The 10,079-nt window shown below is 63.3% G+C and carries 9 protein-coding genes and 5 pseudogenes; 3 read left to right on the top strand and 11 right to left on the bottom strand.

From position 1 onward, the window contains the following. Positions 1-111: 111 nt before the first annotated feature. The 7 genes and pseudogenes from ACGFYN_RS47220 to ACGFYN_RS47190 all read right to left on the bottom strand — a co-directional run. A complete protein-coding gene (locus tag ACGFYN_RS47220; RefSeq protein WP_393872150.1) occupies positions 112-2,124 on the bottom strand; it encodes an anthranilate synthase family protein in 2,013 nt (670 codons plus the stop codon). A gap of 52 nt (positions 2,125-2,176) precedes the next feature. Further along, positions 2,177-3,241 carry an anthranilate phosphoribosyltransferase gene (trpD, locus tag ACGFYN_RS47215; protein ID WP_393872149.1) on the bottom strand — a complete coding sequence of 355 codons (1,065 nt, stop codon included), beginning with the start codon at positions 3,239-3,241 and terminating at the stop codon, positions 2,177-2,179. A 508-nt stretch (positions 3,242-3,749) separates the two neighbouring features. Beyond that, positions 3,750-3,985, bottom strand: a pseudogene (locus tag ACGFYN_RS47210) (ISL3 family transposase); the annotation flags it as partial. Between the two features lie 35 nt (positions 3,986-4,020). After that, a pseudogene (locus tag ACGFYN_RS47205) lies at positions 4,021-5,264 on the bottom strand (IS110 family transposase). 238 nt (positions 5,265-5,502) lie between these two features. Next, positions 5,503-5,862, bottom strand: a pseudogene (locus ACGFYN_RS47200) (transposase family protein); the annotation flags it as partial. 30 nt (positions 5,863-5,892) lie between these two features. Continuing rightward, a pseudogene (locus ACGFYN_RS47195) lies at positions 5,893-6,378 on the bottom strand (transposase family protein); the annotation flags it as partial. Between the two features lie 86 nt (positions 6,379-6,464). Continuing rightward, a pseudogene (locus ACGFYN_RS47190) lies at positions 6,465-6,623 on the bottom strand (IS3 family transposase); the annotation flags it as partial. A 28-nt stretch (positions 6,624-6,651) separates the two neighbouring features. On the opposite strand from ACGFYN_RS47190, the gene ACGFYN_RS47185 reads away from it, so the two are divergent. Further along, positions 6,652-6,951, top strand: a complete 300-nt coding sequence (locus ACGFYN_RS47185) for a hypothetical protein (protein WP_393872151.1) — start codon at positions 6,652-6,654, stop codon at positions 6,949-6,951. Positions 6,952-7,203: 252 nt separating this feature from the next. Here ACGFYN_RS47185 and ACGFYN_RS47180 read toward each other — a convergent pair whose 3' ends face one another. From ACGFYN_RS47180 to ACGFYN_RS47165, 4 genes are all read right to left on the bottom strand, one after another. After that, entirely contained in the window at positions 7,204-7,983 is a 780-nt protein-coding gene (locus ACGFYN_RS47180) for a hypothetical protein (RefSeq protein ID WP_393872148.1), read from the bottom strand. Positions 7,984-8,128: 145 nt separating this feature from the next. Beyond that, on the bottom strand, positions 8,129-8,404 hold the full coding sequence (locus ACGFYN_RS47175; RefSeq protein ID WP_393872147.1) for a hypothetical protein: 276 nt from the start codon (positions 8,402-8,404) through the stop codon (positions 8,129-8,131). Between the two features lie 19 nt (positions 8,405-8,423). Beyond that, positions 8,424-8,627 (bottom strand): hypothetical protein, encoded by a 204-nt coding sequence (locus tag ACGFYN_RS47170; protein ID WP_393872146.1) that lies wholly within the window; start codon positions 8,625-8,627, stop codon positions 8,424-8,426. Between the two features lie 212 nt (positions 8,628-8,839). Beyond that, positions 8,840-8,989 carry a hypothetical protein gene (locus ACGFYN_RS47165; RefSeq protein WP_393872145.1) on the bottom strand — a complete coding sequence of 50 codons (150 nt, stop codon included), beginning with the start codon at positions 8,987-8,989 and terminating at the stop codon, positions 8,840-8,842. A 313-nt stretch (positions 8,990-9,302) separates the two neighbouring features. Here ACGFYN_RS47165 and ACGFYN_RS47160 point away from each other — a divergent pair, with 313 nt between their 5' ends. Next, the gene (locus ACGFYN_RS47160; RefSeq protein ID WP_393872144.1) at positions 9,303-9,452 is read left to right on the top strand and encodes a hypothetical protein; all 150 of its coding nucleotides are present in this window, start codon (positions 9,303-9,305) and stop codon (positions 9,450-9,452) included. Between the two features lie 304 nt (positions 9,453-9,756). After that, positions 9,757-9,948, top strand: a complete 192-nt coding sequence (locus ACGFYN_RS47155) for a hypothetical protein (protein WP_393872143.1) — start codon at positions 9,757-9,759, stop codon at positions 9,946-9,948. The last annotated feature ends 131 nt before the right edge of the window (positions 9,949-10,079 follow it).

Below are 10,079 nucleotides of genomic sequence, written 5' to 3'. Positions count from 1 at the left end.
GGCTCAAACGGGCCGAACACCACACCTGGCCCCAGCCCACCCGCACCGGCACCCGAGCAGTCCGCATCCAACGACCCCAACCCGCAGACACGTAAAGCAACAGCATTGGGTCTAAAGGGCCTGTGGCAGACATGAACCATTCTCACGTTCAGCACCGTGAGGCAGCGAAATCATTTCCGTAGTCACGAGTCCCGCGACGATGTCCACGCCCTCGCGGGTGAGCACCGACTCAGGGTGAAATTGGAGGGCGGCGAATGCCGGCCCCCGGAGGGCGTGGACGTCCCCCGTGAGCGGGTCACGAGCGACCTCGATGCCCTCGGCGGCAAGCCGTTGGACAGCAGCGTCGTCACAGCGAGCCGTGAAGGTGTTGTAGAAGCCAACGGTGCGGCGGGTGCCAAACAGGTCGATGCTCTCCTGGGCTCCCTGGTAGGGGACGGCCTTGCGGCCCAGCGGCAGGCCGAGCTCGGCGGCGAGCAACTGGTGGCTGAGGCAAACGGCGAGCAGTGGCCCGGTGCGGGTGCCAGCGCGGGCGGCGGCGAGGGCGTCAGCGACGACCGGACGAAGCACGGCCATCTTGGGATCGACAGGATCGGCCGGGTCGCCGGGGCCGGGACCTAGCACCAGCGCGCCGGTATGGGCGGCGACCCGCTCGCGCAGGCCGGGGACGTCGTAGCGCACCACGGTGACCTGGTGACCGAGCGAGGAGAGTAGGTGGGCCAGCATGGAGGTGAAGGTGTCCTCGCCGTCGACCACCAGGGTGTCCCGGCCGCCGACGGGCGTGGTGGGCCGCTGCATTCGCAGCCAGAAGGGAGCGAGGTCGGCCCGGCGGGCATCGAGGGCGGACTGCACCCGGTGGTCGTAGGCGAGGCACGGGCCGGCTCCGCGGCCAGCGGGCCTTGGCAGAGCGGGGCGGGCACCGATCGCGGTGAGCACGCCAGCCACCTTGGCATGTGTCTCGGCGACCTCAGAGAGCGGGTCGGAGTGCCGCACCAGGGTGGCGCCGACTCGGACCACGACCTCGCCGGTGGCGGGGTCGATGTCGGCGGTACGGATGCAGATGGGGGAGTCGAGCTGCTGGCCGCCGCTGGCGGATCGCCCGATAAGGGCGAGCGCGCCGGAGTAGTAGCCGCGGCCGGTGGCCTCGAAGCGGCGGATCACCCGGGTGGCGTTCTGAACCGGGCTGCCGGTGACGGTCGCCGCGAACATGGTCTCTTTGAGCACCTTGCGGACGTCCAGCGAAGTGCGCCCACGCAACTCGTACTCGGTGTGCGTGAGGTGGGCCATCTCCTTGAGGCGGGGGCCGAGCACCTGGCCGCCGAAGTCGCCGACGGTGCACATCATCTTAAGTTCCTCGTCGACCACCATGGTGAGCTCCTCCAGCTCCTTGGGGTCGTGCAGGAAATCCAACAGCGAGTCGACGGTCGGCCCGTCGACCGGGTGGCGGTAGGTGCCGGAGATCGGGTTCATCACGATGGTGCCGGCGGACTGCCGCACGTGAACTTCCGGTGAGGCGCCGACCAGGACCCTTTCCCCAGTGTGCACCAGGAACGTCCAGTACGCGCCCCGCTCCTGCTCCAGCAGGCGCCGGAAGAGCGTGAGCGCCAGCGCGGTGTCGAAACCCGTCAGCCGGCCGCGGAAGTCCCGGCGGACGACAAAGTTGGCGCCTTCGCCGCGGCCGATCTCGTCCTCGATGACGCGGCGTACGATCCGGGCGTACTCCTCGTCGGCGATGTCGAAGCCGCTGCTGGTGAGTGAGACCGGCCGCTGCGGCAGCGCGGGCAGCAGCTCATCGAGGGCAATTGCGTACTGCTCCTCGACGGCGAGCGCCTGCAGCGGGGTGCCGTCGTCGTGAGCGTCAAAGCCGCGCTCGCGGATCTGTCGGTACGGGACAAGGGCAAGCAGGTCGTGTCGGGGGCCGCCATTCGGGACGCCGGAGCGGACGGGTAGCTCGGCCAGGGTGTCGTAGACGTCAACGGTGCCGATCAACACCTCGACGGTGTCCGGGGCGAGCCCGGGGATGCGGCGGTGCAGCATGGCGAACGCAGGGGCGTTGGGCGCAGTGAGGCGTGATAATATCAAATCACTATCCTTATTTTGTTGATAAACATGCAACGAGCCATTCATGCGCAAAGCATTCGAAAATTTGGAAGTTTAGCCTTTCCATTCGAGCTAGGTGTCAACGTTCTTTGTGTGCCGTTTGGACGGCCTGGAGAGTTCTTTCGGCGCCGCCGGAGTCGATAGCAATGGCGGCACGTTCGATCCCTTCGACAAGCTGCTCGATCAGCGGGGCGTCCGTGAAGTCGAGTGCGGTGAGTGCCGCCGCCGTGTTGAGCAGGACGGCGTCCCGGACGGGCCCCTTCTCCCCGGCGAACAGCTTCAGTGCGACACCGGCGTTGAACTCGGCGTCCGCTCCGCGCAGCGCCTCGATTCCGGCGAGCTTCAGCCCCACGTCACGTGGGTCGAATGAGGTCTCGGTAACGGTGCCGTCCTTGACGATCCACACGTGCGAGGTGGTGCAGACGGTGAGTTCGTCGAGGCCGTCGTCACCGCGGAAGACTAGGGCGGTGGCGCCGCGGCGGGCGAAGATTTCGGCGATCAGTCCGGCGAACCGAGTATCGAAGCAGCCGACGGCGAGCGAGGTGACGCGGGCCGGGTTGGTCAGCGGACCCAGGATGTTGAAGACGGTGGGCACGCCCAGTCCGGCGCGCGCAGTTGCCGCATACCGTAACGCGGGGTGGAACTTCGCTGCGAAGCAGAAGGTCAGACCGACCTCCTCGGCCACCTCGGCGACCCGGCGGGCGCCGAGGTCGACGCTGATGCCCAGCTTTTCCAGGACGTCGGAGGAGCCTGATGCCGAGGAGGAGGCCCGGTTGCCGTGCTTGACGACCTTGGCGCCGGCCGCGGCTGCGACGATCGCGGACATGGTGGAGATGTTGACGGTCTTGGCGCGATCACCGCCGGTGCCGACGATGTCGACGGCTGGGCCTGTGATGTGCAATGGCTCGGCGCGCGCATACATCGCATCGACCAGGCCAGCGATCTCCTCGACGGTCTCGCCCTTGGCCCCCAGCGCGACCATGAAGCCAGCCATCTGGACGGGCGAGGCCTCTCCGCTCATGATCTGATTCATTGCCCAGGCGGTGTCCACTTCTGTGAGATCCTCCCGCCTTAACAGGGCTGCCAGAATGTCCGGCCATGTATGGCCCGTTTGAGGAAAATGCACACTTCGAAAATTGTTCATTTCATACCATTGAATCGGTTGACGTATTGAGGAAATTACAAGGGTCCAATGACAGTGAAATTGCAAATGTTACACGCCTGGCGCTATAGGAGGAGTTCACCATTTAACATCCAGTTTAAAAGCCTCACCTTTTCGCTCCCATGGTCGGCCCGATTCAACCCGAACTCATATAGGACAATTAGAAAGAGTTGGCGACACTAGAATCTTGGGTTCGTTGGCGAAGCTTGCCACCTTATATGTCACAGTGTCTTCTCAGAGGCTAAGACACACTTGAGTATATGATACTTACGTCAAAGTTGAGTTAGCCCTGAGTATTCAAGCGGCGATCACAGACGGCGTGTAGTTCAGCTCGTGGGATCTATCCTCGATCGTTCATGAGTCCTTGTTACTGGGGCTCTGTGTTTGCGAGGTGCGCTCTTTCGGGGCCGGGGCAGGCTAACGGCCCGCTTGCCGCGTCGGGAGGGCGTCGGGTTCCACCTTCCCGGTGTGGTGGCGCGGATTGTTTGGGTGATTGAAGCAGCTGGCCAGCCGGGTTGGGCAGCACGTCGATGCGTTCATGGGTTTCGGTGTCGATCACCACGATGTATAGCGGTGCCACCGGCGCAGAGCGAAGTCGTCGACGCCGATCACGCGGGGCACCCGCGGGGCGGGCAGCGGTATGCGCAGAAGCGTGCGCAGAGCGGTGTGGTGCGACAAGCCCACCGCAGGTGTCGCCAACAAGTGTGCCCCAGCCCGGCCCGCAATACGAAGATCCCGCTCCCATTGTCCGTTTCCGCTGCTCAGGCAGCCTTGACTGATTGGAGGACCACTTGATAGCCGAGTTGGTTGAGCTGGCTCACCAGCCGTCGGGTCTGCCGGGCGCGCCCGGTCCAGTGGAGGAGGTAGTCGCCGCCGAGGTCGGCGTATGGGACGTCGTTGGTGAGCATGTGCCAGATGCCGATGAGGATGGAGTGTTCGAGGGCGACCAGAGCCCGTTTCTTGCCTCGGCGCGCGGCCAGGCGTCGGTAGCGGGCTGCGAGGTAGGTGTCCTTGGTCCGCGGGTCCGCGCGGCGGACACCGCGCCCTGGGCGGGTGCGGCCTTGAGCGGGGGGCGCCGTGGCGGGTTCTCCCGGTCGGTTGTTTGCCGGCGGATTCGTGGTTGCCGGGGCAGACTACGGCCCACGAGACCAGGTCGCCTGCGGTGGGAAACCGGGCGATATCCGCGCCGATCTCGGCAAAGATTACTTCGCCGGCCCGGGTGCTGACGCCGGGGATGGTCAGTAAGAGCTCGACGCAGCGCCGAAAGGGACCGAGTTGGGCGTCGATGTGTTCGCTGAGTCGATTCTCCGTCGCAGTGCAGGCGTCGACGCGGTCCAGCATGGTGCGGGCCACAAAGGCGTGATGGTCACCGAATCGGCCAGTCAGCGCCTCGATGAGGGGATCGGTCTTGCGGCGCATGCTGCCCTTGGCCTCTCCGCCAGGATGTGGGGGCGCGTTCTCCGGCGATCAGGGCCTCCAGCATGGCCCGACCGGAGACGCCCAGGAGGTTGGAGACCACGGACGACAGCTTGATCCCGGCGTCCTCCAGGAGCTTCTCCAGCCGCTGGGCCTCGCGGGTGCGTTCACGGACGGTTTCGGTGCCGTAGCGGGTCAGGTCTCGCAGCTGCCGGATCGGCTCCGGCGGCACGAACGAGGGACGGACCAGGCCGTGTTCGACGAGCTGGGCGATCCACTGGGCGTCCTTGACGTCGGTCTTGCGACCCGGGACGGCATTCATGTGACGGGCGGTGAGGAGCCAGCACTCCAGGTTGTGTTCGAGCAGGTAGAAGACCGGCTTCCAGTAGATGCCGGTGGCCTTCATCCCGACCACGGTGATGTCCTCGGCGAGGAGCCAGTCCAGCATGGCCAGCAGGTCCCGGGTCATCGAGGAGAACGTCCGGGTCTCAGTACGACGGCGCTTGCCGGCGCCGGGCATGCGGATTGTGACCTTCACGTCCGCCTTGCTGATGTCGATCCCCGCACAGCGTTCGTGCAGCACTTCCATTGCCCCGGCACCCCCTTCCGACCACGGCCGCGAGTATGTGACCGCCCGGCAGGGATCCTGCAGGCCGAAGACTCTAATACGCGCGCTCGAAGCAGCACTTCCGGGTGCCTGTCGACGGACCCCCGGCGTCCTACTAACTCTCGGGCTCGGAACGCGCAAAGAGGGCACGACGTCCGCCGGATGGCCACCCACCGATTTTCACCCGCTCAGGGTGGCCCCGTCAGGGACTCGGATTACCAATCTTCCTGACCACAGCCTTGACTTGCCCGGTCAGGGGAGCTGTGCGGCGCTGGTACCGCTCCAGCACCCCGGGCACCTGCTCGCGGAAGGTCTGCCGGCAGCCGCGGGTAGGACACACCAAACGCCGCACCCGCACACGGACCACCACCCGCCGCCCGTCCACCGACCCATCGGCTACGACCCGCCTGTGACAATCGTGCACACGGCCGGACGGCGCCCCGCAGCCTGGGCACAGAACCAGATCACCCGACGTCCGAGCCCGCACCAGGATCCGCTCACCCTCGACGGCCGCATCCTCGATGACCTGCGGGTACAGCCCCGAAAACACCGTCTGCACAAGCTCGTTGACATCCTCCACCCGAGTGTCAGCGACCCTCACGACTCTCCGTCACCACCGAATGTGAGACAGGGGGGTTGATTGGACAGTCCCAGACAGGGCCGTTGATTGCACACTCCCACGGGCGGCGATTGACGTCATTCGATGCGGGTTGCACCGGGATCTGGGGAAGGTGCGCCAGGACTTCAGTCGTGCCACGCCGCGTTCGGCCGGTGCGCGGGCCGCGGGCAGTGCGCGGTTGACGGTTTGCTGGGTTGGGGTGAGGTCGCGGCCCGGCGGGCGTCTGAGGGGTGTCCTCACCCACGGGCCGGCTCCCGTATAGGCCCGGTCGGCGAGGGTCGGGACGCCCTGGCGCTCACAGAGACGGATGATCCGGTGGGTGCGGGCCGCGGTCAGGTTGTGGGCGCGGCCGGGCAGGGCGGGTGAGATCCACAGCAACCGCCCTGCCGGGTCGGTCACCACCTGCACGTTCACCCCGTGTCGACGGTGCTTGTGGGAGTAGTCGGCGCGGCTGTCGCCGACCCGGTCGCACTGCGAGGGTGCCGGCCCGCAGGACGCTGCGCGAAGCCGACCCCGACAACGTACCGGGCTGCCGGCCCGTTCGCCGGGCCGGCTGGGGCGCACCAGGCTCGCAAGGTTCGTGCCGCGATCTTCAGCCCTGCCTGGTTCAGGGCGATGAGGATCGACTCGACGGCATGACCGACCGCTCGCATCTGGTCGACGAAGGCGACGATCAGCGGTTTCGGGGGTCGAGTTCCCCCGCGAAGAAAATGTGCCGTAGCATCCTCCTTCTTTGAGGTTAGTCATGGTGTGACGCAAAGTGGCCGTAAAGAGTTCCGGTTCCGGGACATAACGGATGTGATCGACTCCCATCCTCTTGGCTACAAGCGCCGCATTCTTGGGGGCTACGGGACCGGAAAACCCGGTATCTACCATGACCGTGAGGATGCGCAGCCTAGGGAACTCTGCCTTGAGGCGATGAACCATGAACACGCTATCTTTGCCACCGCTGAACATAACCAAGACATCGTGGCGCCATTTACCCCTTCCTTGAGCAGCAGATATTATCTCGTTGAAGTCTCGCTCGGCGCCTTCGGGAGCCTCTGGTGACGCAGCCGGCATCGCGTTGCAATATGAGCAAACGCCAGCTACGAGCGGTGTGTGGATTTCAGATACAAAGCAGGTTGTACAACGCTTGCTGATCTCCGAAAGATGTCGCTGGCGTTCGCCAGGCCAAATATTCTCTGCATACTCGATGAAACCGTTAAGCTCCGCAATGCGATCTTCATCGGTAAAAGTCATGATGTCTCCCGAATTATATTTCCTGAACAAAGAAAGTCAATTACGCATGAGCGAGGCCTGTCACAATCTTACAGATTGCGTATTCTGAATAGAATCCACAATGCCCCATTCCGCGTCCTCGAGGAGCGATGCTAGAATATGCATTCGAGGGCTAAAGGCTATAAACATCTTTTCATGTTTTCCGGTAGGTGGGAAGAATCCATCGAAACACGGTACAGTGCGCTGATATCGATATTCGATCCGAATTGCGCGTTTCTGGGCGAGCTTTTCAAAGATTATCGCGGTGTCCCAAGAGACTGAAAATCGCTGTACTGCCAGCGCTCTTCCTGCTTGGAACACAAGACCAGACAAACCCGTTTTGCGGTATGCCGGGTGAACCCACAACCCGCCGCTGAATCCGACTGTTCCCGAAAGAATTGGGACTCCTGGAGATTGGATCAACTCTAAGCGATCCTCAGGCGCTGCACGTCCATAGAAGATCTCCATGCTCGCAAATAGTGAAAAGAAGTCAATTACGTTGAAGACTCGAAATGCAGAACATGCAACTATCTGCGCCGATTGATCACGTACGCTGAGCCAGAAACTATTCTCGGATGTAATTTCGTGCAGCTCAGGATTAAACGAAGGGTTTACGCCATCGGCGCTGCGGTTTCCTATTATGTGCCTCGACCACTGTTGAATATCGGTGTTCACTACAATCCGAAGATGGCGTCGTTCGAGAACTTCTGAGAGCGTCTTGGCATAGCGGGAAACGGCGTTACGTTCCAACGGCGACAGATTTACCAGACTGTCGCGAGACAGAGCGTCCTGTATATCCGTCCAATTGGTGGCACTTGGCATTGGTTTCGCGTCTCCTATTGAAGGCTACCGGTGGGAATTCGTATGATCGAGAAACACTTCTCAAGACAATGACTTAGTAAAATTGATTCGCCATATAAGGTGCCTCCACGGTAGTTGTAACTCAACACACGGCTTTGGCGCGCATTCATGTCTTCATTGTTGAATTCCCCAGAATATTTTCTATCATTGGCCGCAAAATTTGTCGTCCACCGAGCTCGATGAATTGCGGGGCATAGAAATTCTGTGCATATTCTATGGACTGCCGCCAGAGGACGGTTTGAACAATTTGGCGAGTCAGTTCGTCGACATATTTGCCTTTGAGGTGGAATTGCCCTGTGCTGTTCGCAGCGACTGGCATTGCACCAGCTTCGAATGTTACCTTCTGCAGCGCGTCGCGAACTTCGCCAGCAACCGGACTCATGTACCGAGAATGGCACGGCTCAGCTACCTTTATTTTGTGTACCTTTCCTGCACCCAAGGGCGGCGTTGGCTCGGCCGAGGGGGCCTGTGGTGCGGGCCAGCGCCTGCGCGCGGTCGGCCAGATGCCGGGCTACCTGATAGTCGCCGTCGTTCAGGGCCTCCATGCAGGCCGCGATGACCTGTCCGAGCTGCGGCAGACTGTGTGCGTCCTGTGAAGCGGTCATGCCCAGCCTCCTGCGGGTGAGTGCCACTGCGGCCGCGGCCTCGACTGTGCTGTCCGAGAGGGCGTATCGAGGATGTCGGCGCTGGATTGCCCCGCCCCCCAGCGCCGCCACCACCAGCACCATCAGTTAACGCTCACGTTCACAACAGGTGGGCCAGGCCGAGGCAACGCGTCGGCCCGGCCCACCAGCCCTATTGCCCAGAGGGCGACCGATCAGCGCACCACCACGGCCTGGTTGTGGTTGGCACTCAAAGCGCGGCGGACCACGGCCTGGTTGTGGTTGGGAGCCAGGGAGCGGCGGACCACGGCCTGGTTGTGGTTGGGAGCCAGGGAGCGGCGGACCACGGCCTGGTTACTGGTCATAAAGCACCTCCTACTTACATATGTAAGCGCCATGCCAGGACGCTTCCTGGCGGATGTCCTTGAATGTAAGGCGCCGATTAACGCATGCAACTGAGTGTTTGTTGCTCATCGCCGGGTTGAACCGTTCCGGGACTGATGGAGGCTCGATTCCGTGAGCGGATAGAGTCATGGCACGTCCGTTCCGCTACCCTGCCGAGCTTCGCGAACGTGGCGGTGCGCATGATCGCGGACGCGATGAAGGCGGTCGCGGCAAAGCTGGGTATCGGTGCAGCCGAGACGGCGCGGACCTGGATCGAGAGATCCGCAAGGCAAGGTGGAGGGGGGTCAGCGGCCCGGCACCGCCTCCGAGGAGGTCGCGGAGATCAAGCGTCTGCGGGCGGAGAACACCGAGCTGCGGCGCGCGAACGAGATCTTGCAGGTATTCGGAGTCGAGCTGATCGTGTGCTCTCCGACCACGGACTGAGCTTGGAATTTATCCTCGTCGGGCTTGGTGTTCCTTGATCGATTCGGCGCGTTTGACTGTCCTTCCGACATCGTGGTGTGTGGCCCCACTGCTTGTTCCTCGAGCCGGGAGGCCGTCCCGGGCCTGGCTTGGACGGTTTCGGCGCCGCCGCTGGGCGAGCAGTAGTCGGGCGGATGCTGCGAAACCACGGTGACTCACCGGGAGAATGCGGACGGTGTTGAGGGACCTGTCGTGGACTACCAGGCGTTGATGGTGGCCGCCATAGCGGCGGGAGAAGACGGGCTGGGGCCGGCGGGCAGCGGTGGTGCTGGGCTGGGACAGTGCGTCCGCCTCCCAGGTCGAGGACGCGAGGGCACGGCTGAAGCGGCTGGTGGAGCAGGGTTGGCCGGTGGAGGAGAAACCGGGCATCTGGTGCCGCGCGGCCAGACGGTGGCTCATGAGTGTGGACATCGACCAGCGGATGACGGCTTCGCTGGTGCCGGTGCGCCGTTCGTAGTCACGGACGGCGCAGACGCTGCGCAGGAACCAGGCAAAGGGTCTCCCGGTGGGCACGGCGGTCACTGTGAAGTACATGACGCGGTCAACGGGTGTTCCCTGCCGGCAGATCGAGGCGAGGTCCTTTCGGAT

This window comes from Streptomyces sp. NPDC048419, from assembly GCF_043200415.1.
Lineage (GTDB): Bacteria > Actinomycetota > Actinomycetes > Streptomycetales > Streptomycetaceae > Streptomyces.
Note: the sequence above shows the minus strand (reverse complement) of the source record. Positions and strands in the feature narration are given on the sequence as shown.